The sequence below is a fragment of the Mesorhizobium sp. P2_E7 genome, from assembly GCF_056403855.1.
This window is the reverse complement of the sequence record NZ_JBFUER010000001.1, coordinates 315993-342435: the sequence shown is the minus strand read 5'-3', so window position 1 is coordinate 342435 and position 26443 is coordinate 315993. Positions and strand designations below refer to the sequence as shown.

Annotated in this window: 25 protein-coding genes; 11 read left to right on the top strand and 14 right to left on the bottom strand. The window is 62.5% G+C overall.

From position 1 onward, the window contains the following. Positions 1-96 precede the first annotated feature (96 nt). Positions 97-1416: an ABC transporter substrate-binding protein gene (locus AC1DYC_RS01720; RefSeq protein WP_477403430.1), complete on the bottom strand. Its 1320-nt coding sequence runs from the start codon at positions 1414-1416 to the stop codon at positions 97-99. Between the two features lie 294 nt (positions 1417-1710). On the opposite strand from AC1DYC_RS01720, the gene AC1DYC_RS01715 reads away from it, so the two are divergent. The 3 genes from AC1DYC_RS01715 to AC1DYC_RS01705 all read left to right on the top strand — a co-directional run bounded on the left by AC1DYC_RS01715 (position 1711) and on the right by AC1DYC_RS01705 (position 4641). Beyond that, on the top strand, positions 1711-2697 hold the full coding sequence (locus AC1DYC_RS01715) for a tagatose kinase (RefSeq protein ID WP_477403428.1): 987 nt from the start codon (positions 1711-1713) through the stop codon (positions 2695-2697). Then, a complete protein-coding gene (locus AC1DYC_RS01710) occupies positions 2697-3971 on the top strand; it encodes a D-tagatose-bisphosphate aldolase, class II, non-catalytic subunit (protein ID WP_477408122.1) in 1275 nt (424 codons plus the stop codon). Before AC1DYC_RS01715 ends, AC1DYC_RS01710 begins: the two co-directional genes overlap by 1 nt. A 79-nt stretch (positions 3972-4050) precedes the next feature. Further along, entirely contained in the window at positions 4051-4641 is a 591-nt protein-coding gene (locus AC1DYC_RS01705; protein WP_477403426.1) for a DUF922 domain-containing Zn-dependent protease, read from the top strand. A gap of 93 nt (positions 4642-4734) precedes the next feature. On the opposite strand, the gene AC1DYC_RS01700 is transcribed toward AC1DYC_RS01705, so the two are convergent. After that, positions 4735-5439, bottom strand: coding sequence for an SDR family oxidoreductase (locus AC1DYC_RS01700; RefSeq protein ID WP_477403424.1), 705 nt, complete (start codon positions 5437-5439; stop codon positions 4735-4737). 129 nt (positions 5440-5568) lie between these two features. Between AC1DYC_RS01700 and gcvA the strand changes: the two genes are divergently transcribed. Then, a complete protein-coding gene (gcvA, locus tag AC1DYC_RS01695; protein ID WP_477403422.1) occupies positions 5569-6462 on the top strand; it encodes a transcriptional regulator GcvA in 894 nt (297 codons plus the stop codon). Between the two features lie 202 nt (positions 6463-6664). Here gcvA and AC1DYC_RS01690 read toward each other — a convergent pair whose 3' ends face one another. Both AC1DYC_RS01690 and AC1DYC_RS01685 read right to left on the bottom strand, forming a co-directional pair. Then, positions 6665-7768, bottom strand: coding sequence for a flavin-containing monooxygenase (locus AC1DYC_RS01690; RefSeq protein ID WP_477403420.1), 1104 nt, complete (start codon positions 7766-7768; stop codon positions 6665-6667). Between the two features lie 58 nt (positions 7769-7826). Further along, complete coding sequence (locus AC1DYC_RS01685; RefSeq protein WP_477403418.1) at positions 7827-8489, bottom strand: GntR family transcriptional regulator; 663 nt, start codon at positions 8487-8489, stop codon at positions 7827-7829. 289 nt (positions 8490-8778) lie between these two features. Between AC1DYC_RS01685 and AC1DYC_RS01680 the strand changes: the two genes are divergently transcribed. Continuing rightward, positions 8779-10014 carry an NAD(P)/FAD-dependent oxidoreductase gene (locus tag AC1DYC_RS01680; RefSeq protein WP_477403416.1) on the top strand — a complete coding sequence of 412 codons (1236 nt, stop codon included), beginning with the start codon at positions 8779-8781 and terminating at the stop codon, positions 10012-10014. 63 nt (positions 10015-10077) lie between these two features. Here AC1DYC_RS01680 and AC1DYC_RS01675 read toward each other — a convergent pair whose 3' ends face one another. After that, on the bottom strand, positions 10078-10494 hold the full coding sequence (locus tag AC1DYC_RS01675; RefSeq protein ID WP_477403414.1) for a winged helix-turn-helix transcriptional regulator: 417 nt from the start codon (positions 10492-10494) through the stop codon (positions 10078-10080). Positions 10495-10606: 112 nt separating this feature from the next. Between AC1DYC_RS01675 and AC1DYC_RS01670 the strand changes: the two genes are divergently transcribed. Then, on the top strand, positions 10607-11479 hold the full coding sequence (locus tag AC1DYC_RS01670) for an NmrA family NAD(P)-binding protein (protein WP_477403412.1): 873 nt from the start codon (positions 10607-10609) through the stop codon (positions 11477-11479). A gap of 24 nt (positions 11480-11503) precedes the next feature. After that, positions 11504-12088 (top strand): dihydrofolate reductase family protein, encoded by a 585-nt coding sequence (locus tag AC1DYC_RS01665; protein WP_477403410.1) that lies wholly within the window; start codon positions 11504-11506, stop codon positions 12086-12088. A gap of 90 nt (positions 12089-12178) precedes the next feature. Here AC1DYC_RS01665 and AC1DYC_RS01660 read toward each other — a convergent pair whose 3' ends face one another. After that, positions 12179-12607 carry a VOC family protein gene (locus AC1DYC_RS01660; protein WP_477408120.1) on the bottom strand — a complete coding sequence of 143 codons (429 nt, stop codon included), beginning with the start codon at positions 12605-12607 and terminating at the stop codon, positions 12179-12181. 359 nt (positions 12608-12966) lie between these two features. On the opposite strand from AC1DYC_RS01660, the gene AC1DYC_RS01655 reads away from it, so the two are divergent. Then, on the top strand, positions 12967-14178 hold the full coding sequence (locus AC1DYC_RS01655; protein WP_477403408.1) for an MFS transporter: 1212 nt from the start codon (positions 12967-12969) through the stop codon (positions 14176-14178). 140 nt (positions 14179-14318) lie between these two features. Next, positions 14319-14948: an ankyrin repeat domain-containing protein gene (locus tag AC1DYC_RS01650; protein ID WP_477403406.1), complete on the top strand. Its 630-nt coding sequence runs from the start codon at positions 14319-14321 to the stop codon at positions 14946-14948. 37 nt (positions 14949-14985) lie between these two features. On the opposite strand, the gene AC1DYC_RS01645 is transcribed toward AC1DYC_RS01650, so the two are convergent. Beyond that, a complete protein-coding gene (locus tag AC1DYC_RS01645; protein WP_477403404.1) occupies positions 14986-15552 on the bottom strand; it encodes a hypothetical protein in 567 nt (188 codons plus the stop codon). Between the two features lie 235 nt (positions 15553-15787). On the opposite strand from AC1DYC_RS01645, the gene AC1DYC_RS01640 reads away from it, so the two are divergent. Further along, on the top strand, positions 15788-15976 hold the full coding sequence (locus AC1DYC_RS01640; RefSeq protein ID WP_477403402.1) for a hypothetical protein: 189 nt from the start codon (positions 15788-15790) through the stop codon (positions 15974-15976). Positions 15977-16182: 206 nt separating this feature from the next. Continuing rightward, positions 16183-18405 (top strand): sensor domain-containing diguanylate cyclase, encoded by a 2223-nt coding sequence (locus tag AC1DYC_RS01635; protein WP_477403400.1) that lies wholly within the window; start codon positions 16183-16185, stop codon positions 18403-18405. Positions 18406-18457: 52 nt separating this feature from the next. Here the strand turns inward: AC1DYC_RS01635 and AC1DYC_RS01630 are convergent, their stop codons facing one another. The 7 genes from AC1DYC_RS01630 to AC1DYC_RS01600 all read right to left on the bottom strand — a co-directional run bounded on the left by AC1DYC_RS01630 (position 18458) and on the right by AC1DYC_RS01600 (position 26422). Continuing rightward, the gene (locus AC1DYC_RS01630; RefSeq protein ID WP_477403398.1) at positions 18458-19126 is read right to left on the bottom strand and encodes an ATP-dependent DNA ligase; all 669 of its coding nucleotides are present in this window, start codon (positions 19124-19126) and stop codon (positions 18458-18460) included. 306 nt (positions 19127-19432) lie between these two features. Then, a complete protein-coding gene (locus AC1DYC_RS01625) occupies positions 19433-19771 on the bottom strand; it encodes a slr1659 superfamily regulator (protein WP_477307673.1) in 339 nt (112 codons plus the stop codon). Between the two features lie 18 nt (positions 19772-19789). Beyond that, a complete protein-coding gene (locus AC1DYC_RS01620; RefSeq protein ID WP_162712409.1) occupies positions 19790-20350 on the bottom strand; it encodes a slr1658 superfamily regulator in 561 nt (186 codons plus the stop codon). A 2-nt stretch (positions 20351-20352) separates the two neighbouring features. Then, positions 20353-22719 (bottom strand): SpoIIE family protein phosphatase, encoded by a 2367-nt coding sequence (locus AC1DYC_RS01615; RefSeq protein ID WP_477408118.1) that lies wholly within the window; start codon positions 22717-22719, stop codon positions 20353-20355. Further along, positions 22716-23894 (bottom strand): methyltransferase domain-containing protein, encoded by a 1179-nt coding sequence (locus tag AC1DYC_RS01610; protein WP_436259315.1) that lies wholly within the window; start codon positions 23892-23894, stop codon positions 22716-22718. The genes AC1DYC_RS01615 and AC1DYC_RS01610 overlap by 4 nt, the downstream gene beginning before the upstream one ends. Continuing rightward, positions 23891-24412 carry a ubiquinone biosynthesis methyltransferase UbiE gene (locus AC1DYC_RS01605; RefSeq protein WP_477403397.1) on the bottom strand — a complete coding sequence of 174 codons (522 nt, stop codon included), beginning with the start codon at positions 24410-24412 and terminating at the stop codon, positions 23891-23893. The genes AC1DYC_RS01610 and AC1DYC_RS01605 overlap by 4 nt, the downstream gene beginning before the upstream one ends. A gap of 267 nt (positions 24413-24679) precedes the next feature. Then, positions 24680-26422, bottom strand: coding sequence for a putative bifunctional diguanylate cyclase/phosphodiesterase (locus AC1DYC_RS01600; RefSeq protein ID WP_477403395.1), 1743 nt, complete (start codon positions 26420-26422; stop codon positions 24680-24682). Between the last annotated feature and the right edge of the window lie 21 nt (positions 26423-26443).

The following is a 26443-nucleotide window of genomic DNA, read 5'->3' as shown; positions in this document are numbered from 1 at the left end:
GCGGGTCCGTGCATCCTCCGGGCCTGCTGCAATGGGAGGTTTTCCAGGCCCGGATCGCCAGGGACGGCACACGCACCGTCCCTGGCTTGAACGCGCCTATTTGATGTAACCCGCCTCCGTCATCGTCTTTTCCACGGAGGCCTGGGCGCCGCTCAGCACATCATCGACCGACTGCTGGCCGGTGACCGCTGCGGCAATCGCCTGACCGACCTCGGTTCCGATGCCCTGGAATTCGGGAATGGCGACGAACTGGATGCCGGTATAGGGAACCGGGTCCTTGGTCTGTTTGGTCGGATCGGCGGATTCGATTGCCGAAAGAACCGTCGCGGCAAAGGGCGCCGCCTTCTGGTAGTCGGCACTGGCATAGGTGGACTTGCGCGTTCCCGGAGGCGCCGCGACCCAGCCTTCGGTCTCGCCGACGCGCTGGACATAGGCTTTCGAAGTTGCCCATTTGACGAAGGACTTTGCGGTATCTGCCTTCTTGGTCGAAGTCGGGATGGCGAGGCTCCATGCCCAGCCCCAGGCCGAACCGTTCGGGGTGACCGCCACCGGTGCCTTGGCGAAGGCAACCTTGTCGGCAACCTGGCTTTGCTTCGGATCATAGACGCGACCCGCCGCCGACGTGGCGTCGATCCACATGGCGCAGTGGCCGGAGGCGAACAAGGTCTGGTTCTCGTTGAAGCCGTTGGAGCTGATGCCCGGAGGTCCATCCTTCTTCATCGTGTCGACATACCAGCCGATCGCCTTTTTCCACTCGGGCGAATTGAGCTGCGGCTTCCAGTCCATGTCGAACCAGCGGCCGCCGAATGTGTTTATCAGGGTGCCGAGGAAGGCCATGTTCTCGCCCCAGCCCGGCTTGCCGCGCAGGCACAGACCATACTGTTCCTTCGACTTGTCGGTGAGCTTGTCGGCGAATTCCGTGATCTGGTCATAGGTCGGCTGCTCCGGCATCTTCAGGCCGGCGGCGTCGAACAGATCCTTGCGGTAGAGCGTGAACGAGCTTTCGGCGTAGAAGGGCACGGCATAGAGCTTGCCGTCGACCGTCAGGCCGCTGCGGACCGGCGCGATCAGATCGTCATAGTCGTAGTCGTCGCCGAGATCGTTGAGCGATGTCAGCCAGCCGCTCTTGCCCCAGATCGGTGTCTCGTAGCCGCCGATGGTCAGCACGTCGAACTGGCCGCCCTTGGTCGCGATGTCGGTGGTGACCCGCTCGCGCAGAACGTTTTCCTCGAGCACCACCCAATTGACCTTGTTGCCGGTCGCCTTCTCCCATTCCGGCGACAGCTTCTGCATGATGATCATGTCGCCATTGTTGACGGTCGCAACCGTGATTTCCTCGGACAGAGCGGCACCCGCCGTCAGCGCCGAAGCAGCGACCGACGCGGCGAAAATTCCGATACGCTTACCAATTGGCATTTCGTCTCCTCCTTTACGAATGCGCATGTTTAAGTGAACATGCGTGTATATTTTATTGCGCTTGAAGACAGGCAAGTCAAGCTCGGCAATACGCGATTTTTTGACGCCAGGTCGCTTACCGCAATGGCTGTGAGGGGGCGAGGCACATCAATAAGGCCGCATGCGCATGAAAATAAATGTACGCACGTTCAGTTTGTGTTGACTTCACTCTCCCGGCGATTTACCTCGACTATAGCCGGTACACGCCGCCACGATCCGCGCGCGGTCCGGCTGGGGAGAGAAGGATTTGCAAGCATGAGCCTTTCGCGCCGCAGCGAGATCGCCGCCGAGGCCGTGGGGCCAACGATTGTGGCCGGCGAAATCCTGATCGAGATCATGGCGACGGAACGGGGCTTTGGCTTCCTCGAACCGCAGACGCTGACAGGGCCCTTCCCGAGCGGAGCGCCGGCGATCTTCATCGACCAGGTCGGCAGGCTGGGCGGCGGCGCCGGCATCATCGGCTGCATCGGGCGTGACGATTTCGGCACGCTCAACCTGGAAAGACTGAAGCGTGATGGCGTCGACATCTCTGCCGTCGATGTCAGCGACCGCTTCCCGACCGGATGCGCCTTCGTGCGCTATAGGCCCGATGGCGGCCGCGACTTTGTCTACAACATCGCCGAATCCGCCGCCGGGCAGATCCGCCTCACCGCCGCTGCACGTCTGCTGGCGGACAGAGCCGGCCATCTGCACATTATGGGATCGACGCTGTCGGTGGCCGGGCTGAGGGAAATTGTCACTTACGCCGTGCAGGCGGTTCGCGCCCGTGGCGGCTCGACCTCCTTCGACCCGAATATGCGCAAGGAGTTGATCGACGGCGCCGACGGCGCGCTGTTTTCGACGCTGGTCGACGATGCCGATCTTTTGCTGCCGTCCGGCGACGAATTGCTGGCCGCGGCCGGCGTCGATGACGAGCACCAGGCGGTGGCGGCACTGTTTGCCCGGGGCGTCGGCGAGATTGTGCTGAAGCGCGGGGCGGCCGGCTCGTCCTGGTTCGGCGCCGACGGCTCCCGGATCGACTGCGCCGGTTTCCTGGTCGAGGAAGTCGACCCGACCGGCGCCGGCGATTGCTTTGGCGCCACCTACCTGAGTTGCCGCCGCCAAGGGATGGAGCCCGGCAAGGCGCTGCTTTATGCCAATGCCGCCGGCGCCCGCAACGTCACGCGGCAAGGCCCGATGGAAGGCGTTGCCGGCTTCGACAGGCTCGACGATTTCATCAAGGGAACAGCGAGGCGGACATGATGGCCAATCCCCTTGCCGGTCTCGCCGCTGCCCGCCGCAACGGAACACCTTACGGCATCACCTCGATCTGCTCCGCGCATCCCCTGGTGATCCAGACAGCGATCAGGCGCGCCGTCGCGGACAAGGAAGCCACCCTGCTGATCGAGGCAACCTGCAATCAGGTCAACCAGTTCGGCGGCTACACCGGGATGACCCCGGACCTGTTCGTCGCTTTCGTGCTGGAGATCGCCAGCAGGGAAGGTCTCGACCCCCGGCGCATCATCTTTGGCGGTGACCATCTCGGACCGAACCCGTGGCGTGCGGAGCCGGCCGCAAAGGCGATGAGCAAGGCCGAAGCCATGGTCACGGCTTACGTCTGGGCCGGCTTCAGCAAGATCCATCTCGACGCCTCGATGGGATGCGCCGGCGAGCCGGCGGCGCTCGACGACGAGACCATCGCGACCCGGGCGGCGCGGTTGGCCAAGGCTGCTGAAAAGGCAGCGCTCGCGCGCGGTGGCACATTGCCGGTCTACATCATCGGCACCGAGGTTCCCGCTCCGGGCGGCGTCGATCACGCGATAAGCGAGTTGAAGCCCACTGAACCGGCAGCGGCGCGGCGCACGATCGAGATTCATCGCGACATCTTTGCCCGCGAAGGCCTGACGGACGCCTTTGGCCGCGTCATCGCCGTGGTGGTGCAGCCAGGCGTGGAATTCGGCAGCCAGAATGTCGTCGCCTACGCGCCAGAAAGGTCGAGAGGCCTGACCGGATTGCTCGATGAGCAACCCTCGCTCGTCTACGAGGCGCATTCCACCGACTATCAGAGCCGCACGGCGCTGACAGCACTCGTCGCAAACGGCTTTCCGATCCTTAAAGTGGGCCCGGGCCTGACATTTGCCCTGCGCGAGGCGTTTTATGGTCTCGACCTGATCGCCTCCGAAATGGTCGCCGACTACGGCGAACGGCCACTTGCCCGCACGATGGAGCGCGTGATGCTGACAGCACCCGGCCATTGGTACAGCCACTATCATGGCAGCGAAGCGGACCTCTATCTGCAGCGGCATTACAGCTACAGCGACCGGATCCGCTACTACTGGAGCAACCCCACCGCCATCGCCGCCGTCGACCGCCTGCGCAAGGCGCTCACCCGCGTGGCCATTCCCGAAACGCTGATGCGGCAATTCCTGCCGACGCTGCCGGCCGGGCTTGGATCAGCCGGCAATCCCGAGGCGATTTTCCACGCGGCGATCGGCCAGGTGCTGGCGGACTATGATGCTGCTTGCCGGGGCGGTTAAATCCTGCAACGGCTTTGTCAGGCGCCGCGCCCAATGCTAGAGCGAAGGGCACAATCCTTGGCAGCCTTTTGACATCAGCATGAAACCAGTCGTTTTGTTCGTCCTGCTGGCGGCTTCGCTGCTCGCCTCGCCCGCACGCGCCGACTGGAAGCCGGTCGAGAAGGTCGAGACCTACGCCATTTCAGGCCAGAGCGGCCCCGAGCTCTATGCCTCGATCGGCGAAGCAGGCCCGTTGCTCGGCAAAGGCCGGGTCATTGCGCACACCAATTTCAAGCTGACCTGGACAAGGGACTACAAGCCGCAAGGCGGCGCCTGCGTGCTGCGATCAGCGCGGCCGAAACTCATCATCACCTACACCTTGCCCAAGCCGGCCGCATCGCTGTCTCCTGCCGTGCAGAAGAGCTGGGAGATCTTCGCCGCCGGGCTCGCCGCCCATGAAAAGGTGCATGGCGAGGCAATCGTCGAGATGGTGCACAAGATCGAAGCGATAAGCGTCGGCCTGACTGTCGCCGACGACCCCGGCTGCAGCAAAATCAGGACGGAGCTGACCAGGCAGCTTGCCCAGATCTCACTGGCGCAGCGGCAGGCCAGCCGGGACTTCGACAAGGTCGAATTCGGTCCCGGCGGCAATCTGCGGCAGCTGGTCTTCAATCTGGTGACCGGGAAATAGAGCGTCGTCGCAAACAGATTCAGGCTGCCGCCCTATCCCCTTGTTTGATCGCGATCTTTTGCGATCTGGCGATCACGCTTTGACCATCTTTGATCAGATGGCGCAGATGATGCCGCCGTCGACGCGGATGTTCTGGCCAGTGATGTAGCCGGCACCCTCGGACGCGAGGAAGGCGATGGTCGCGGCGATCTCTTCCGAGGTGCCGTAGCGCTGCATCGGCACCGAGTCGCGGCGCTCCTCGGTGGCCGGCAGGCTGTCGATCCAGCCGGGCAGCACGTTGTTCATGCGCACATTGTCGGCGGCGTAGGTGTTGGCGAAGATCTTGGTGTAGGCGGCAAGGCCGGCGCGGAACACGGCGGACGTCGGGAACATCGGGCTCGGCTCGACCACCCAGGCGGTCGAGATGTTGATGATGGCGCCGGCCTTCTGCTTGACCATCTGCGGCGCCACGATGCGCACCGGCCGGATGACGTTGAGCAGATAGACATCCATACCGGTGTGCCACTGCTCATCCGTGATCTCGAGGATCGGTGCGCGCGGCCCGTGGCCACCGCTATTGACGAGCACGTCGATGCGGCCGTAGCGCTCGATCGTCAGGTCGACTAGGCGCTGCAGATCGTCATTCGACTGGTTGGAGCCGGTGACGCCGAGGCCGCCAAGCTCCTTGGCCAGCGCCTCGCCCTTGCCGGAGGACGACAGGATCGCAACCTTGAAGCCATCCGCCGCCAGGCGCTTTGCCGCCGCCGCACCCATGCCGCTGCCGCCGGCCACGACCACTGCCACTTTTTCTACACTCATCTCGATTTTCCTTCGCGGTTGGCGGGGCTCCCAACGCCCATGTTTCCGATGTCCAACCAATGCTATAAGCGGTTTTGTCATCTGGTTCGAACCAGAAAGCCTGAAATCAAGCTGTAGAAAAACTACTGCATGCCCGAAGCCTTCCTCAGCCTGCCGCCGTTGAATGCGCTGCGCGCCTTCGAGGCCGCCGCGCGCCACCTCAACTTCCGCATCGCCGCCGAGGAGCTGAACGTGACGCAAGGGGCGGTGGCGCAGCATATACGCGGGCTGGAAGCCGATCTCGGCGCAAAACTGTTCGAGCGCCTGCCGCGCGGCCTGGCGCTGACCGACGAAGGCCGCGCCTATGTGCCGAACATCCGCCGCGCCTTCGATCTGATCTCGGAGGCCACCTTGCTGCTGCGCCCCGAACCGGCGCGGCTGACGATCAGCGTCACGCCCAGCTTTGCCACCAAATGGCTGATCCCGAAACTGCCGGAGTTCGTCGCGCACAATCCGCTCGTCGACCTCAGGATTCTCGCCAGTGAAAGCCTGTCGAGCTTTCAGGCCGACGGTGTCGACATTGCGGTGAGGCAAGGACGCCCGCCCTTCGGCGCCGGACTGATGGTGGACCTGTTGTTTCCCCAGCAGATCGTGGCCATCTGCAGCCCTGCCCTGCTGCCGGCCGGCGCCAACGAGATCGCGCCGTCCGACATCCAGCATCACGTGCTGCTGCACGACGCGCACAATCTGTGGCCGGAGTTCATGGAGAAAGCGCTCGGCCTGAAGATGGCCACAGAGGCCAAACGCATGCGCTTCAACCAGACCGGCCTGGCGATCGACGCCGCCATTGCCGGCCAAGGCATCGCGCTGGCCAGCCGCTTCCTCGTCGCCGCCGACATTGCCGCCGGCCGGCTGGTGCAACCGCTGCGCGCGGAAATGCGCGGCACGCAGGATTTTTATGTCGTGATGCCACGCAAGCAGCGCCACCCCGAGCCGACGCAAGCCGTGCGGCAATGGCTGCTGAATGAGGGGGATGTAGGATAGCTAATCTCCCCCCTTGCGGGGGAGATGGCCGGCAGGCCAGAGGGGGGTGTGAAGGAACGCCGGCGTTCGAGTTTGTCCGCCCCACCGCGAGCCGGGGCGTGACCGATACTTTGACAGGCCGGAGGGACAGCACCCCCCTCTGCCCTACCGGGCATCTCCCCCGCAAGGGGGGAGATCAGCAGCTTCAGCGGCAGAGTTCCTTTCAGACCCGCCGCGCAATGTCAGCCGCCACCGCCTTCGCCTCCCTGCCGATTTCCCTGAGCAGGCCGGTGACCGGATTGTAGAAGCCGACGAGATAGAGGCCGAGTTGCGAGGAGCGGGCGTTGACGCCGCTGCGTTCCGGCTGCAGTTCCGCCGGCAGGAATTTTTCGTAGCCGGGGCGGTAGCCGGTGGCGAGGATGACGGCGTCGAACGCTTCCTGCCTGCCGTCGGCGAATAGCGCGCCGTGCTCGGTGAAGCGCGCTATGTCTGGCGCGATCTTGATGGCGCCTTTGGTGATGGCGTCGACCGTGCCGACATCGATGACCGGGATGCGCCCGACTTCGTCTATCTGCTGCAGGATGCCCTGTTTCGGCCGCACGATGCCGTACTTTTCGAGTTTGCCCAGGGCGAAATCGAGGATGATCGGGAACATCCAGTCGTTCAGCGCCTGCGGCATTGGCCGGCTGGCGATGCCGACCATCTGGATCGGCACGCCGAACAGCTGGCGCGGCACGATGTGGACGCCCTTGCGCACCGAAATGGTGGGCTTGGCGCCGCTTTCGGCAAGATCCAGCGCGATCTCGGCGCCGGTGTTGCCCATGCCGACGATCAGCACCGAGCGGCCGGTGTAAGGAGCAGCCTGCGTATAGTCGGCGCTATGCAGAACTTCGCCCTTGAAGGCCTCGATGGCGGGGAGCCTAGGAATGATCGGCTCGGCATTGTTGCCGCTGGCGATGACGACATGGCGCGCTGTCAGGTTCTCCGATCCGGTCTCGACCAGAAAACCGCTGTCGTCGCGGCGAATGGCTTTCACCGTCACCCCGAAGCGCGGACGCAGATCGAATTTCCGTGCGTAGTCGTCGAGGTAACGAACCACCAGTTCGCGCGGCACGTAGCGCGGATAGTCCCTCGGAAATGGCAGGAACGGCAGCGAGGAGAACGACTTCACCGTATGCAGGTGCAGCCGCCGGTAGTGACGTCGCCAGGCGGGCGCCACCTCCCCGGCTTTTTCGAGGATGGCGAAATCCACCCCTGCCCGCTTCAGGCAGGCCCCGACCGCCAGGCCGGCCGGGCCGGCACCGACAATGACGACAGTCGTGTCCAAGCGATTCTCCTCCCGCTGGCCTGGCTGAGGCTATGCGCACAGGCGCGGGCGGGACAAGTCACCCGTTCCGCAATATCCCCGCCTTGGCCAGCGTCTCCATGCCATCGCAGAGATGTTTCTTCAGCAGGCGCACGGCTTCCGCCGTGTCGCGCTTGCGGCAGGCGGCGAGCAGTTCGCGGTGTTCGGCCTGCGAGACGCCGCGATAGTCGAGGCTGGACAGGAGCATGCGGACATAACGGTCGGCGGCATTGTGGTGCGCTTCGATCAGGGCGAGCAGCCGGGCGTTGCCGCAGGCGCTGTAGAGCGCCAGATGGAAGGTCCGGTTCAGCACGCCCCACCGGGCGACATCCGGCTCGGCGTCGATGCGGGCGAGCACCTGCGCGGCCTCGTCGAGCTTTTCACTGCCAAGCGTTGGGACAGACAGGTTGAGCGCCTGGCTTTCAAGCAGGTCGCGCAATGCAAAGATCTCCCTGATCTCGGTGGCGTCCATGCGGGCGACATGCGCGCCCTTGGTCGGGTGGATCTGGACGATGCCTTCGGCCTCGAGTTGGCGTAACGCGTCGCGGATCGGCATGCGGCTGAAGCCGAAGCGCAGTGCAAGATCGTCCTGGCGCAGCACGGTGCCGTCCGCCAGGCTGCCGTCGGCGATCGCCTCGCGCAGCACATTGGCGACCTGTTCGGCCACCGTCTGCGGCCGCTGCATTTCGGCAAACCCACCCATACGATCCCTCCTGCCAGCTTCAGCGGCTCATGCCGCCAACGTCATGGGCGCTGCCCTTCATCCGCCTGCCGGCGCTGGACGTTCGAAAGCCAGGCCATTGGCTCTTCATCCGTACGCGTACACTCCCAGATTGTGACGCAGAGAAGGCCAAAGCTCCTGCCCCGGCGCTCGCTCCCCAGTTCTTCACGGGAGAGGTAAACGGCAACGCCGACCACAACGACCACCTTACACTAGCAAACATGAGCTTGCGCGAATATATGAATCTCGTATACTCGTATACGAGATTCATATGGAGGAGATCGTGCCGCAAACCGCTTCCGCCATTGGCACCCCGGTGGATGCTATCGTCATCGGCGGCGGCATTGCCGGCTGCACGCTGGCTTGGGAACTGGCCTCCAAAGGCGTCAAGACGGTCATCCTGGAGCAGACCCTGATCGCAGCCGAATCCTCAGGGCGCAACACCGGCACCTTGCTCAGCGGTCCGCAGCCGGAGGTGGTCGAGATGCTCGACGCCTGCGCCGCGATCTATGAGGAGCTTGCCGCCGGCCCGGTGCCGTTCGAATTCGCCAGGATCGGCCATCTCTTGATCTCGGAAGACGAGCAAAGTTTTAAGGCGGCGGCCGATATCGCCGAGCGCTACCGCGTCGCCGGGGTCACGATGGACAGGATCAGCGGGGCTGAGCTGGCACGCGATCACAAGCGCATCGGCTTCCAGGTGGCCGGCGGCTACCATGTCGGCCGTGCCTGGACGCTGGAGCCGATGGGCGCGACCCATGCCTTCGCGCACGCCGCGCGCGAGGCGGGCGCCAAGATCCGCACCGGCCTGCGCGTCGCCCAGATTTTTTCCCGCAACGGCAAGGTCGAGGGCGTGCTGACCGACCAGGGCATCATCCCGGCCGATCTCGTCTTCATCGCCAATGGCCTGTGGATGTCCGATCTGCTCCGGCGCACGGTCGGCGACGGGCCGTTGCCCGGGCTGCCTTTCACCGCCGGCCGCGGTTGGCTGATCCAGCTCGGCAAGCTCGATTTCGAGCTGCCGTGGATCGTCGAGGAGCTGACATGGCCGGACCAGGAGGAACTCGGGCGGCGCATGAGCCTGTCTGGGCTTGCCGATGTCGCTTCGCAGCGCGACGACCAGCCGGCGGTGGAAGCGATCTGCCTCAATCCGATGCGCGGCGGCGACGCCAGGCTCGGCGCGTCAGTGCAGCCGGCCTTTCGCGATCTGGTGCGCAACACCGATATGGCCGCCCGCATCGCGGCACGCACGCTGCGCATGCTGCCCGGTCTCGGCTCGCCCCGGGTGACGAATGTCTATCCCGGCAACCGCCCGATGCTGTCGGACGGGCTGCCGGTCGCCGGCCGCACTTCGATCGAGGGACTGTATGTGCATGGCGGCATGGGCTCGATCGGCATGCATGCCGCCCCCGCCACCGCGCGCTGGCTGGCAGAGGCTGTGCTCTCGGGCGATGGCAATCCGAAGCAGACGTGGCTGAGGCCACAGCGATTTGCGGGTTGGGATGGATGAGCTGGGCGACGTCGTGTCGACGTAACCCAACCACCATCACGAAAAGGACGCTGGCGTTGCGTCCTAGCCGATATGCTCGGCGCGCAGCTTCTTCTTCATTTGCTCCAGTGCCGCCTCGCCGCCTGCGGCCAGTTCGACCGCAATTCTCGCCATCTCATTATCGGCCTTGCGGTATTTGCTGCCCCAGGCGCCGAGCGTCGCCAGCACCGGCAGCAGGTCGATGCCGGCCTCGGTCAGCCGGTAGATTGCCTTGAGCTTGTGCGTGGGGTCGTCGCTTTTGGTGACAATGCCCTCGTCCTGCAAGGTCTGCAGCCGCTCGGCCAGCGTGCGCGACGAGATGCCTTCGCCTGACAACAAAAACTCCCGGAAGTGCTTCTTTCCCGCAAAAACCAGGTCGCGAACGATCAGCAGCGTCCAGCGGTCGCCGAGCAGCTCAAGCGACAGGCTAATGGGGCAACCGGATCTTTCCCTGGTCGACATTTCTATGGTTCCGTTTTTAAATCACTTTACTATTGACATCATTTTTTCGCCATGTCAATGGTTCCAAAAGTAAAGCAATTTACCAACCGACATTTCAAAAGGGAGACATGCCATGCACCGTTCCGACCGCACTGCCAGAACCATCGTTATTGTCGGCGCCACCAGCGACGTTGGCGCCGAGGCCGCCACGACGTTGGCGCGGCAGGGCCACACCGTGCGCCGCGTGGCGCGCAGCCTCGGCGTTGCGCTGGACGACGCAGGCGCACTTGCAGCCGCCTTCTCCGGCGCCGACAGCGCCTATGTCATGATCCCGTTCGACGTCCAGACGCCGGATCTCCACCGCTTCGAGCACGAAGTCGGCGGCCGGCTGGCGACGGCAATCGCGGGGTCCGGTGTGCGCCGAGTGGTGCTTCTGAGCGGTCTCAACGCCCATCTCAAGATGGGGACTTCGCTGGGTGCCGCCCTGATGGAGGACCGCCTCAATGCGCTCGGCCTCGACGAACTGGTGCATCTGCGCGCCTCGTTCTTCATGGAGAATTTCGTCAAGGGCATGGGTTTTGTCGAACAGTCGGCGTCGGGCGTCTTCGCCACCCCGTTCCGCGGCGACCTGCCGATGCCATTGATCGCGGCAAGGGACATCGGCCAGCGCGCCGCCGCCCTGCTTGCTGCCGAGGCGTTTCCAACAGAGCGCGTCATCGAATTGCAGGGCGGCGGCCACTACACGCTGACCGAAGCCACAACTATCCTCGGCAAGGCACTCGGCCGCGAGGTGTCCTACCAGGCCGTGCCCTATGCCGACGCCAAGGCCGGCATGACAGGCAACCGCATGTCGGCCAGTTTTGCCGATGCGCTGATCGAGACGGCGACGAGCTTCAACAAGGGTGAACGCTGGGCGCTGGAACAGGCATCGCCGCGCAACACCACGCCAACGACCTTCGAGCGCTGGGCGCAGGAATTTGCCCAGACGCATGACCTGGCCGCATAGACAGATCGAACGAGGAGAGAGACGATGAGAAAGCTGATCCTGCAGATGCAGCTGTCGGTCGACGGTTTTGTCGGTGCGGCCGGCGGCGAGCACTGGCAGCTCTGGGAATGGGGCAACAACTGCCCGTGGGACGACGACTTGAAGCAGGATTTCAACGCCGTGTTCGCCGGCATCGACACCATCCTGCTCAGCCGCAAGATGGCCGAAGAGGGTTACCTCACCCATTGGGGCAATGCGGCGAAAAACTTTCCGCGCGATCCCTTCTATGCCTTTGCCCAGCGCATCGTCGAAGCGCGCAAGGTGGTGTTGAGTGACAAGCTCGCGGCATCGCGCTGGGAACGCACCACGCTTGCCAGCGGCGACCTGCCGCGCGAGGTCAAGGCGCTAAAAACTCAAGGTGGCGGCGACATGGCGGTGTTCGGCGGCGCCGGATTTGCCTCGGCGCTGATTGCGGCGGGGCTGGTCGACGAAATCCAGCTGTTCATCAACCCGGCCGCGCTCGGCGACGGCGAGCGGATTTTCGACCTCGGCGGCTTCCGGCAATTGCGCGTGCTCGGCTCGAAAGCCTATGCCTGCGGCATGGTGGTCAACCGCTACGCGCCGGCCTGATCGGAAGCGGTTCAACGATTGAATCGGTGAACCGCTCCAACTCCTTGTTCTTGCAGGCGGAAACCCGCTTTGCGGTTTCCTTGGGATTGCTTAGAAATTGATCTCAACTGAGGCAGCACTGCGCTTTGCCTGCCCGTGAAACACCGCCTCGATGTTGTTGCCGTCGGGGTCGAGCAGGAAGGCGGCGTAGTAGCCGGGATGATAGTGCCGCTCGCCGGGCCTACCATTGTCGGCGCCGCCGGCATCGAGGCCTGCTTTGTAGAAGGCATCGACCATCGCGTTGTCCCTGGCCTGGAAGGCCAGATGATGGCGCCCGGTCAGTTGGCCCCTCGCCGCCCGGCTATCGAGGCTGGAGATGAACAATTCGTCGGCCCAGAAATAGTCCTCGGCCTCGCCGCCGATCGGAACACCGAGCACCTTGAAGACGGCTTCATAGAAGCGCCGGCTTGCTTTGAGGTCCCTGACCACCAGCTGGATGTGGTCGATTAGGCGGCCGCGGTGGAGCTCCATGAGCGATATCTCCTGTTTGAAGGAGTCAATCTAGAAGAGGCGGTGAGTTGGTCAATGCGGCTGGCAGCGGCACTTGCCGCTTGAACTTCAAGCCTTCGAGTTGCCTGTTCCGCAGCGCCTGCCTATTGGCACATGGCGCTTGAAAATCCCCTCTCTTGCGATTTCTAACACTTAGCCTACGGCTAAGATGTTGAAATCGCTTTCTCCCCCACAAAGGGGGAGATAGTGCGCAGCGCCGCCAAAAAATCTGGATAAAAAATGCAACCGGATTGTCGGATTCGAAATCCCGCCAACGTCCTTCGGACGCAAGCGGCGCAACGGAGCTGGAAGTAGTCGCGCCCGCATCGAACCGATTTCGGGAGAAGACCATGGGTAATTCCTATCGTTGGGTCATCGTCGCGGCTGGCGCGCTGATGACCTGTGTCGCGCTCGGCGCGATGTTTTCGCTGGCGATCTTTCTCGAGCCGATGGCGCTCGACACCAACTGGTCGCGGACCGGTATTTCCACTGCCATGACCCTGAATTTCCTGGTGATGGGCGCCGGCGGTTTCGCCTGGGGCGCCATTTATGACCGCGTCGGCGCCCGCCCCGTCGTCTTTGCGGGTGCTGTGCTGCTCGGCCTGTCGCTGGTGGTGGCGAGCCGCGCCAATTCGCTCATCGTCTTCCAGCTGAGCTACGGCGTCATCGTCGGGCTGGCGGCCAGCGCCTTCTTCGCGCCGATGATCGCGCTTACCACCGCCTGGTTCGACACCCATCGCAGCCTTGCCGTGTCGCTGGTCTCGGCCGGCATGGGCGTAGCGCCGATGACCATCTCGCCCTTCGCGCGCTGGCTGATCACCGCCTATGACTGGCGCACGGCGATGTTCGACATCGGCATCATGGCCTGGGTGCTGCTTTTGCCGGCCGTCTTCCTGGTGCGCCAGCCATCAATGGCGGTCGCGGCATCGGATGGCAGCGCACCGGCGCCTGCCGCGGACGATCCCGGCTTTAGCGTCGGCCAAGCGCTGCGCTCGCCGCAATTCCTGGTGCTGGGCATGACCTTCTTCGCCTGCTGTGCCGCGCATTCCGGGCCGATCTTCCACATGGTGAGCTATGCCATGTCGTGCGGCGTAGCACCCATGGCCGCCGTGTCGATCTACAGCGTCGAGGGCCTTGCCGGCCTTGGCGGGCGCGTGCTCTACGGCGTGCTTGGCGACAGGCTGGGCGCCAAGCCGGTGCTGATTACGGGCCTCGCCATCCAGGCGGTGGTGATTGCCGCCTATCTCGCCGTCGGCAATCTCGAGCAGTTCTATCTCCTGGCCATCATCTTCGGCGCCACCTATGGCGGCGTCATGCCGCTCTATGCCGTGCTGGCACGCGACTATTTCGGGCCGCGCATCATCGGCACGGTGCTTGGCGCCGCAACCCTGTTGTCCAGCCTCGGCATGTCGTTCGGGCCGCTCGCCGGCGGCATGATCTTCGACGCCTATGCCAGCTATTCCTGGCTGTTCATCGGTTCGGCGCTGGTCGGCCTGGGTGCGGCCGGCATCGCCATCGCCTTCCCGCCGCAGCCCGGCCGGGAGCGGCTGCAAGCGGCTTGAGGTCCCAGATTTCCGCGCTGGCAGCGCGGAAATCTGTTTGCCCCATGCATGCGATTATGAAAGGCTTCCGGCCGAAGATGCCGTACGCCGGCCAGGCCGGCGTACGATCCTTGCCAAGTCTGTTCACGGAGGCAGCTGCAGTGGGCCTGGAAGCCGAGGACGCGAGAGGCTGGTCGACCCTGTTGGGTGCGGCGGAGAAAGGCGACATCGAGACCCTCCGCGCCGAGCTGGTGGCCGGGGCTGACATCAACCAGACGGATGAGGGCGGCTGGTCGGCGTTGCATCTGGCCGCCCACAACGCCCGAGGCCCGGTGCTCGAAGAACTGATTTCGCATCCGCAGATCGACGTGAATTCCAGGAACAAGTGGAAGAGCACGCCGCTCAGCCTCGCCGCGGCCAAGGGACACCACGCCGCCATAACGGCGCTGATCAAGCATCCCGACATCGATATCGACGCGCGCGCCGACTATTATGGCCGCACGGCCTTGATCGAGGCGGCAAGGACCGGGCATCTGGATATCGTCAGGCTGCTCGTCGAACACGGTGCCGACGTCAATGCGGCCGACAAGACCGGCCGCAACAGCGCGCTCATCGAGGCGATCAAGGGGCGCCACTATGACGTGGTGCAATATCTGCTGGAAACGAGGAAGGTGAACTTCCTCAACAAGGACATGCGGCTCAATGCCTTGATCTGGGCCGGCAGCACCCGCAATGCCGACCTCATCGAGACGCTGGAAGCCGCGATCCACGCCTTCTTCGAAGGCAAGTAGCGCTGTTCCTTGCGCTTGAGGTGTAGGAAATCGGCCGTCAATGGCCATCCGGCCTGACATTCCTTTCGACTACCCAACGGTGCTTGCCGATCTTGCGGCTGCGCGTAAATCCCTGAGCCTCGAACATTGCCAGCGTGCCATTGTGCAGGAAGGCGCCGGCAACCGAGCGCCCCTCGGCGTCTTCGGGATAGCTTTCCACCGTGCCGCCGCCGAGCCGGGCGATCTCGGCAAGCGCGCCGGCAAGTGCTGCCGCCGCCACGCCTTTGCCGCGATAGGCCTTGTCGGAGAAAAAGCAGGTGATGCGCCAGTCCGGTAGGCTCGTCAGCCCTTCCTCATAGGCGCGCCGGTGCTTTATGCGCGGCAGTTCGACGGTCGGCCCGAATTGGCACCAGCCCACACAGGCCGCGCCGTCGAAGACCAATGCGGCGTGGGCGCGGCCTTCACGCACCAGCGCCTCCTTGGCCGCACGGTTTCCCGCCGCGCCGACAGGCGGGGCGTGGAAGGCCATGCACCAGCAGCCGCCCCAGACGCCGTTGTGGCGTTCGACCAGTGCAGCGAAATGGGGCCAGGTGACCTCGACAAGGGGTTTTGTGCTGAAGCTCATCACAACCTCTACGACGCCGAGGATAACCAATCCGGAGAGATTTTGAAGCAAGGCGTCGGAAGCTGCGATCTCTTCCTGCCGGAACAACGGCTGCAGCCAAGTTGCTCGGGTCTCTCCCCATCCAGCACCTCCGGCGAAGTCAGGACAATTCGATTCAAATGCAGCTGGGGATCTTTGCTTACGGGTAAGGCGAGTCGCACATGTTCGGCGCACGGCGGGCAATAAGGAGAAGCTCATGAAAAGCGACTTTGCCGCCGCCCGGCTGCATCTGGAGCGGGCCTGCCACTATCTGCGCGGCGACGACGAAACGAGCAGCGAGGCCCGTGCGGCGCTCGACCTGTTGATCGAGGCGATCGTTGCGGCCCAGTATACACGACCGGTGGCGCAGGTGCTGGATTTTCCACAGCCGGCAAGGCTGCCGTAGTCCCACGGACAAGCTGCTTCGGGTAGGAGCAGCCTCGCCATGCCATCGGCTACAAGCCGTCAGTCGCCAGTCTTTGATTGCGTTCGACGGGACAAGGTTCGGGCTCGCCGTTAGCACGTTGATAAGCATTTGGTAATAAACACAGACAATGAAATTGAGGCTCGATCCAGCGCATAGGATGCCGGTATCCTCGGTGGATTCGTATCATGCGCATTAGAAGCCAGATCATCCTCAGCATGGTAAGCGCCGCGGCCTTGATCGGGTTGGTCGGCGGCGTCGCCATATTCACGCAGATCGCGGCGACCAGATATCTTGGACTGACCGAAGCGACAAATGTCGCGCGTGAACTGGCCGACACCATCGTCTTCAAACCGTCCGCAGGGGCGCGTTCGCTGCTCGAGCAGCCCGAGGCGCTCAAGCAGTTCCTGGAGCAGCAGCACCGGCGCTCCCAGCGGGATTTCGTCGTCGTCGACCGCAACAAGCTCATCATCGCCCACGCCGCCGACGAGGAGCACAAAGCCGGCGAAACATTCGACCACGACCCTGGCAACGAAGTCGGCCAGACGCTGCAAGACGGCATCCCGCGCAGGTTCGTCGATCCGAACGAACAGAACGCCATACTGGCCGTGCCGATCGAACAGGCCGAGGAGACGATCGTCGGCGCCGTGCTTCTGGAATACGATCCCGTGCTGAACGCCGCCGAACAGCGCACCAACGGGCTGCTCTGGCTGGTTGGTCTTAGCGCGGCGGCGGCCGTGCTGGTCGCGGCCGGATTTGCGTGGATGCTGCTCAGCCGTTTCGGCTCCGGCCTCAAGGATATGATGGGCGGCATGGAAGCGCTGGCGAAGGGCAATGCCATGACCCGCATCAGCCATGCCCGCAAGGATGAATTCGGCCAGCTGGCCGACGGGTTCAACACGATGGCGGACCAGCTTGCGTCGGCGCGGGCGCATATCGAGGATATCGTCGAGACCGCGGCCGAAGGCATCGCGGTGCTGGACAGCGACGGCCGCATCGCCAGCGCCAATCCGGCGGCTGCAACGATGATCGGGCGCCGCGCCGACAAGATCGTCGGGCAGCAATGGGATGCGGTGCTGACGGTGCGCGACCAGAGAGGTGGCGCCTTCGCAGCCGGTGCTTCACCGATCGAAATGGCCTTGGCCACCGGCCGCCAGCATCAGGGCGAGGTGCGCCTGACCAAATCCGATGGATCTCATCTGCCGGTCATCGCCAGCTGCAGTCCGCTCAGCCGATCCGACGGCGGCCTGGTCCTCACCCTCAACGACATCAGCGAGTTGCGCCGCGCCGAAGGGGTCGTCAACGAGCGCGCCGATCAGCTGGCGGTGCTTAACCGCGAACTGCACGAGAAGTCGGAAACCACCACCCGCCTGGTCAAGCTTGGTGAGTTGCTGCAGGCCTGCGTGACCTTCCCCGAAGCTTTTTCAGTGGTCGGCACGGCCATGACCGAGTTCCTCGGCGGCTTGAGCGGAACCGTGCATTTGACCAGCGCCTCGCGCAATCTGGTCGAGGAGATGGCGCATTGGGGCGACGTCCGGTCGAGCGCCACGCAATTTGCGCCGGAGGACTGCTGGGCGCTGCGGCGCGGCCAGGAGCATGTCGCCGGCCCGGGCCTGCTGACACCGCGCTGCGCCCATATCACCGAGAATGGCAAGAAGGGCTACGTCTGCATGCCGCTGGCGGCGCAAGGCGAGACGCTGGGCATCCTGCATCTGTGCGAACCGAACGCCGTCGAGAAGCCGCAATGGCTGGCTGAGCGGCAGCAGATCCTGCGCGGCGTCGTCGACACGCTGGCGTTGGCGCTGGCCAATCTGCGCCTGCGCGAGACGTTGCGGCAGCAATCGATCCGCGATCCGAACACCGGTCTGTTCAACCGGCGCTATCTCGAGGAAACGAGCAGCCGCGAACTGCGCCGGATGGAGCGCTCGGCCCAGCCGTTGACGATCCTCATGCTCGACGTCGATCATTTCAAGCGGTTCAATGACACGTTCGGGCACGAAGCGGGCGACCTCGTCTTGAAGCAGGTCGCCGCAACATTGATCGAGCACGCCAGAGACAGCGATGTCGTCTCGCGCTACGGCGGGGAGGAATTCGCCATCGCCATGCCGGGATGCTCGCTCGAGGAAGGCGCCGTGCGGGCCGAAGCGCTGCGCCAGGCAATCAGGCAGCTTCATCTGACGCATCGCGGCCGCACGCTGGGCACGGTGACGGTCTCGTTCGGGGTTGCCGCCTACCCCGAGCATGGCGCGGGCTGGGCGGAAATCACCAATGCCGCCGATCATGCGCTCTACGAAGCCAAGGGCGAAGGACGCGACCGGGTCGTCGTCGCCAAAAGCGGCGCGCCCGGCGAGCGGCCCGCGATCCAGCTGGTATCGGCCGCCGCGAACGCGAGTGTGGACAACAAGGGCTAACTGACTGGCTGTCTGAGCTGCAATCAGCGCTGCCGATCTACCGTCCTCGCCGTCATGCGTGGCCACCAGGGCCATTGGAGCCGTGCCAGGCTGGCGAATGACGGCCGGCAATTCGGAAATCACCTTCCTCGAAATATCTGGCCTTCAGCCATGTGGTCGATTGTCCGCTCCGGTAGCGGCTGTCGGCGCGCTTCGAGATGATGCCCTCAAGCCCCATCTTGTCGATGGCGCGAAGGATCGCCAGCGCATCGCCGTCGAAATGCTCGCTGTACCGGATCTTGCCGGCGCCCGGCTCAACCAGTTGCCACAGCGCGTGCTTGCGCTGCAGCAGGGGCAAGGAGGCAAGATCGCGACCATCGAGATGGAGGATGTCGAACGCCACGAACACCAGCCGGCTCGGCTCATTCCAGATCGCGGCTTCCAGCGCAGGGTAATCGGCAGCGCCCTGCTCACCGGCTACAATGACCTCGCCGTCGAGAATGGCGGCCCTGCATGGCAGCTCGACTGCCAGCGCGATTGGCCAGTATTTTGCCGTCCAGTCATGGCCGTTCTTATTGAAAAGACGCACGCCGCCTTGATCGATGATGAGTTGCGTCCTGTAGCCGTCTAACTTGACCTCATGAACCCATCCCTCATCTTCGGGCGGTTGCTTGACCAGAGTCGGGATCTGCGGCGGAATGAACTCCAGCCGGCCGCCATTGACCTTGCTACGCTTACTCAATGACGGACACCTTTGACCGCGTAGCGGGGGGCGTTGTCGGCACAGGCGGCGACACACCAGCTATCTGGACGCCTGCCGCCTGTGCCGAGCCCCCGCCGGACTATCGCAAACATCTACGGACGAGGCCGGAATGTCGTTAGCTTCGCATCCAGATACTTATCCTGGCGTACATATCTCGCTCCCGGTGCGGCGCTCTCGCACCGACTGGCCGATGCTACCCGAGATTGCCGCTGGCCCACGCAGTCCCTTGGCCAATTTAGACGACCCAGTTAGGCCTGTTGGTCTTCACCTGAAGACCAACAGGCCTTAGTCCATCAAAAGCACCAGGGTGGGGTGCAGCTTCTTCAGGTTCGGCAGTGATTTCGATTGCCAGGGTATGTCGGGCGTTCCACGCACGACGAGTCGAACATCGGGATGCTTGCGTACCTCGATGGTAAATTTCGCCAGCAGGTTGATGCCAGAAGAGTTGAGAAAGTGAAGGTCCTTCAGATTGAGTGTAATGGAAGGGGGATTTGAGGCAAGAACACTGGTCGCCAAAGCCGTGATGGGCGCACCGGCCTCGGAACTGGCAAGCCGCATAGCGCCGTCGAAGAAAATATCGCTTCCTTCGTTCCACACTCGGTAGTCGTCTGTCTTGATTTCCATGACCTGGCTTCGTTTCTTCTAGTTGTGCGTTTGCGAGATCGGAATGGAGGCGTAGGTTTCCAGGCAAATCCGATCGCTTTCGTCGGCGGAGCTGAATATCCAGGCCAGTCGTGCGCCATAGTCGCTCATCAACGTCAGCAATCCGAGTCCGGAGCGTGACACGTCGGGGCTCGCGGCATTCGCTTCAATTCGCTGTATCAGCAGGTCTCTGGGGTCGCCAACCGTGATGTCCGCCAAGAGGTTCTTGAACTCGGAGGCGTTTTTGCCATCGACGTCATTCGACACCTTGAGCTTGAAGCACTCCGAATCCATCGACGCCTCGATCACGATCTCGCCCGGTGCGCGAAACTTGACGGCGTTCTCGATGAGCTCGTTGACCAGATATCCGATGCTGTGCCGCACTTCGATGTAGTCATTGCGGGACGACCGGAAGCGCAACGCGAAAAGATCGGCGATGAAGTCCGAGGTCGTGGCACAATGACGCCAACTCAAGTCGAGAGGTCCGTCGAACAACCGAACGCGACTGACGCTCTCCTTCATCCCGATTGCAATGTCAGGGGTACCGAACAGCGTCGTCATTGCTATGTGTGCCTTATGATCACGAGGGTGATGTCGTCATGGATCTTCTGGACTCCGATATGGGCCATCAGATCCTCGATGATCCCGGTCTTGATGTCCTCGGCGCTCCCGCCGTAACGTTTTTTTGCACTCTGGCAGAGGCGCTCGAACCCGAATAGCATTTTGTCCTGATCCTCCGCCTCGGTCACACCGTCGGTGTGCAGCACGATCACGTCGCCACTCTCGAACAGGATGTCACGGGTATCGATGAACTTCGAGATGTCATTCTCCAGACCAACCGGCATACCCAGATCAAGCGTATCGATGCGTTCGACCTCCCCGTCCGCACGCACGACGAGAACGTCCTCATGCTGGCCGGATAGCGTTACCCGCTCATCTTCGAAGTCAAGAAAGGCCAGCGAGAGATGCTTGCCGGTGTTCGTCCGCTCGATGTTCTTGTAGATCGCTCTGTTCAGCCGATCCAAAAACTCATGCGGATCCGCTTCGTCGGTCTCCTGCAGCGCGCGTGCGACGGATTGGACCATCAGCATCAGCACGCCGCTCTCGAGACCATGACCGGTCACGTCGCCGATGCCGATCTTGATCCGCGATCCGTTCTGCAGGACGTCGTAATAGTCACCGCCGACCTCGTCGGCCGGCCGCATGTAGGCTGCGATCTCCAGCCCCGGAATCGCTTCGAGTTCGAATGGTTTCGGCAGGACCATCAACTGGATCTGCTTGGCAACCGCGAGCTCGGCGCCGAGGCGGACGTTCTCGTCCTGCAGCTTTTCGTTGAGAGCGGAAATCTCCTGATTGGCGTCGCCCAGCTCTCTGGTTCGTTCGTCGACGAGTTGCTCGAGGTTTTCCGTGTGGAAGCTGATCTGCTCGGCCATGCGGTTGAAAGCGATGCCAGCGGCTCCAACCTCGTCGCGCGTCGGAATGCTGACGCGGACTGAATAGTCCTTGGTCTGGAGCCGCTGGGCGGCACTGGCAAGCGCCCTGAGGCCCGCGGTGATCCGCTTCGAAATTCCGAGCACGGCCGCGAAAACAATCAGAAGCGAAACGATGATCGCACCGATCTGAAAGAGCAGGATACGATTGGTTGCGCGCGAAATACTCTTCTGCGCGGCAAACAGGGACGCATAGATCTCCCGTTCGGGAACGACGATCCCGACCGACATCGTTTCGGACTTGATCGGTCCCGAACTCCACAGATTGGTAGGCTTCAGTCGCTTGAGGACAACAATGTAGGGTACGCGTTCGCCCTTGTTGTCGAGCATGATATGCTGAATGACACCGTCATTGTTCTGGCCGAGAGGCAGCGACGCGATAGCCGGCTGCGTACTTCCCCGCAGGGACCGCTCCAGGCCGGTGACGCCCTGTGTGCCCGCGTCGCTCGATGAAGTCAGGCCGATGATCGCCTGGCCCGACGGATTGATCGCCACCACATTGCCAGTCGACATGGTGAGGAAGCCGAACCCGGTTTCAGCGATCTTCACCCGTTCGACGACTTCCGCGAGCTGATCGAGAGTGATGTCGGCCCCGGCCGTACCTGCGATACCGGTGCGATCGCGCGTCCACAGCGGGTGGAAAAAGCTGACGATCAGCTTTCCCGTGATTGCATCGGTGTAAGGCGCTGTCTGGGTGATATCGTCAGGGACAGGACGCGAGGCCGAATCCCTGGCCCATTGCTGCCATGAGCCATAGATTCCCGGAAAGAAGAACTCCCAGAACTCTGCCTTGTTGTGGCCCGGATAGAGCTTGTCGAAGGTCTGCGCCTGGTTCGTATACGGCACCGTCCTGAAGATCGGCCGTTCTTTTGGACCAATATAGTACATTTGCAGTTTGGACGATCCGCTGGCCATGAGAGTCGGCGCGACGAGATCGATCACGGTACTGTCTTCTATTTCCTTCTGAACTCCCGGCAGCGGAGCGTGGTCGGCGCCCAGCAGGTAGCCCCAGACACTGACCACGGAAGGCGCGCCCGGCAGGTTCTGCGCCCAATCGCCGTGCGCGTCGTAGACGACCTTCACGGAGCCGGGCGCTTCATGCGAAAGCGTCGCTCCGACCTCTTGCTGCCTCGTCGGTTCGTTGATCTGGGCCTGCAGTACTCCAGCCAGCGCCTTGACGTCGCCGTGAACCCGATCGAGCAGCAGATCAACGCTCAACGCTGTCGATTCGGCATAGGAACGAATGTATTCCTGGTTTGCGGTCGTCAGGCCCTCACCGACTTCCGATGTTGCGTCCCGCGACAGCTTCTGAACGTTCCAAAGGGCCAGGCCACCGCTCAGCAGGAGGTCGAACAGGACGGCGCCGCCAACGACCAACACGAATTTCGCTCGAAAGGAGCGCAGGCCGAAGCGCGGTGTAGGCTCATTGTCGGCTTTCATTGCGGCCGTCGCCCCGATGCGACCCAGATCGGCCAACCCGCATAACCTTTGGGGTGGAGCGCAGCGAAAATGTGGTCCTCGAAACCCTGCCGGAACTGTGAGACGAACTCAGGTCCATCGCCGCGCCTGGTCGCCATCTCGCCCGCATAGACATCCGCCCATGCCGCGATGACATCGGCGAAATCCTGCGGATCGCCGTCCAGGTTAGTGACCATGAAGGTCTCCACACGGATGTCTTCGAATCCTGCTTCCATCAGATATCGCCGGCTCTTGGGCCCAAGCTCGACGTCCATCTCGAAATGCCCGAACAGCTTCGCCACCTCGTTATAGGTCCAACGGATGCTTTCGGCGCGCGGCTCGCCGAGGCAATGCGAATTCTTCTCGTTGGTGATGTAGACCCGCCCGCCCGGCTTGCATATGCGGTAGAGCTCCTTGAGGATGAGTTCAGGCCGATTGAATATCTGAAGGGAATGCCGGCAGGTCACCAGGTCGAACTGCGCTTCGTCGAGCAGCATCTCCGACGCATCGCCATAGGTATATTCGATGCCCCGGATATCGAACTCCCGCATCACCTGTCGAGCATAGTTCAGGCTCGATATGGAGTGGTCGAGGGCGACGATCCGCGATGGCTGGAACTCCTTCTGCACGAGCACGGCGAAATCGCCGATCCCGCAACAGATGTCAGCCATGACGATCCCCTGCCTCATGCCGTGTCGCGGCAAGATTGCGCGCTCGTGGCGCCAGGTCATCTTCGTCTGTGAACGCAGGATCGGAACGAAACCGCCTTCCTCGAGGAAGCCCTGTCCCGGATAGAATTCGCTGTCATACTCCTCGACCGTGATGTTCGGCTCGATTCCGCTCAAGCGACCGAATTTTCGCGAGGTCCATCCGACGACGCTTGACGTGATGACGACGAATTTGAGATCGGGCCGAGCGCGGCAGGCGTCGATGAGGATCCTCGAAAAGGCGTGAAACGCGGCGTTGTTCATCTGCGTCAGGCGTCTGACATTGACGTAGAGAACGCCGCGCACACGGCCGATCGCATCGCGGAGCAATGCTATGCTGGGCCCAAGCTCATCGATTGCCTGAGGCCGGACCACCCCGGATATGGAGAACTCCTGGTTGTTGGCGTCATATTGCGCCTTGAAGCGCGGGAGGAGGTCGTAAGGGCTCAATGTTGCAGGCCCTCAAGCGGGAGATCCACGACAAGCTTGATTGCATCACCATCGGCTTCCTCCACCCTGAGTACCGCGTTGTAGTCGACAGCCAGTTCCAGGAGCACGACCTCCCGGCTGGGCGCGAGATCCCCAGACACCGAATTGAGGTATCGCTCCCTGGCCTCTGTTCCTGCGACGCGTGACACGGCTTCTTCATAGAATTCGCGCTCCTCTGGCACGCATGGGAACGTCAGTTCGATCCTGTCCGTCGCGCCATGGCGGGACACCCTGCATGCCAGTTCACCACCGGCATGGCGCGTACGAAAGGCGACTTCCAGCAATTCGTTGAGGGCAGAGGAAAAGAGATTTGAATGCCGGACCGAGTCTGACCTGTTTTGACTGATCATCCGGGCCATGTATGTCGAGGCATAATCGCAGTGTCTCCAGGCGGAGACGAAAGCTTTGATTTCCATGTCGATCTGGATCATGGGCGCAAAAGTCGGCTCGCCAGCCAGCTCATGATGAACAGGTCCCATAGGCATCCTCCCTTGTTCCATCAGCATTGAGCCCTGGTAAGGCGATGGTCTCCGCGACGAAAAATTTCACCCCGCGCCGTGATGAGTCACTCTTGCACCGACTCGAAGAATTGAGCGGTATCTGCCTCGATCGTTTCCACAAATCTCCACTTCACCGTTAACAAAGGGTGCAAGGTGCAAAGCAATTCCAGGAAACATGCGTAGCGGTTTTCCGTCCGGATTTGTGTAAAAACAAATACTTAGGGTCAGTGGTTCTATCAAACCGCTCTAAACCGCCCGATTTGATTCCTCCATCGCTCGCACCACCCTCAGCTGGGATCGTCTGATGAAATTGCCAATTGCATCGGCTCCGAGTGGGCGTCCCAGGAAATTGCCCTGCAGGCAATCGCAGTTCTCCTTGATCAGCCACCGCGCCTGTGCCGACGTCTCGACCCCCTCGGCGGTGACGCTTATTCCCAGGCCGTGCGCCAGATTTATGATCGATCGCACGATGGTCTGGCTTTTGAGATCTGTCCCCAGGTCCGCAATGAAGTACTGATCTATCTTCAACGTGTCGAAGGGAAAGTTCTTAAGGTAGCTCAACGATGAGTAGTATGTTCCAAAATCGTCGAGCGATATTCGTATTCCCAAGACGTTCAGAGTGTTTAACGTGTCGATATTGTCGATCGTCTTCTCGAGAAGAACCGTTTCGGTTATCTCGAGTTCAAGTCGGTCGGCCCGGATTCCAACTGCGTCGATGACCTGAGCCACGGTGTCAGTCAGCGATCCGCTAAGGAACTGAGCAGGCGACAGGTTCACTGCGATCGTCAGCGAGGAGGGCCACGTCAATGCCTGGCGACAGGCCTCCTCAAGCACCCATCGTCCAATCTCGTCCATCAGACCGTCCGCCTCGGCGATCGGTATGAACACGCCGGGTGGAATGATTCCGATCTCGGGGTGCCGCCACCGTAGTAGCGCTTCGAAACCGATCACCGATGCGGGAGACCGAATGAGCGGCTGATACTCCAAATAAAGCTCGCCCCGCTCCAGCGCGGTTCGAAGGTTGCGCCTCAGATTCTCGCGTTGCTCGAGCAAGAGCAGCATCGAACGGTTGAACGTTCGAGCGCAACCGCGTCCATCCGTCTTGGCTGCGTAAAGAGCAATGTCCGCGGCTTTCATCAACTGCTCGCCATCGGTACCGTGCTCCGGCCCGAAAGCAATTCCGATACTCGAGCCGACGAAGACGGGAATGCCGTTGATGACGAACGGCTCCTTGAACGCGTCGACCAGCGATCCTGCGAGGCGCTCGGCTTCCGCAGGCTGATCCTTTCCCAATTGGATGACGGCGAACTCATCGCCGGCATACCGGTACGCGGATTCGCCGTCCTGCAGCGCGTCGCGGATTCGACCCGCTGCGAGTTGAAGAAGCGTGTCGCCTGCTCCATGACCGAGCGTGTCGTTGACCGCTTTGAAATCGTCGAGGTCGATTTGCAGCAGGGCGGCTTTCGGCTTTGCTCCGCCGATGGCCGCGAGCGCCTGCTGTAGCCGCTCGCCGAACCGCCGCCGATTCTGCAGTCCGGTCAGCACGTCGTGCGTCGCCTGATGGAGCAGAATTACATGCTCCTGCTCCTCCGCCGCGCTCCGCTCGCCGTGCCCCCTTGTCTCGATGATTCCCACACCATTTGCGGCGGCGAAGACGAAAACGGAACGGGGCGCTTCGTCCGATGATCGCGGCAAGTCGATGCTTGCCGGAGTGCCGCCGTGGAACACACGAAGAAATTCGTCGCGGTACCCCGCATCGAGGAAGCTCGGGTAGATCTCCCAAACGGCGGCACCCGGCGCTACCGCGCCTCCGTACACGCCTTTGAGCTTGGTTGCGTAGTGCGTCAGGCAGAAGTCGCGGTCATAGAACGACAAAAGTTCGGTCGTGTTTGCCAAAAGGTCAGCGAGAAGCGCTTCGCCGGCACGTGGAACATCGCTTGAGGAGGGCTCCTCACTCTCCGTGCCGACGCCTGATGCCTCTGGGTGCAAGAGCCACCTCCATAGGCGGTC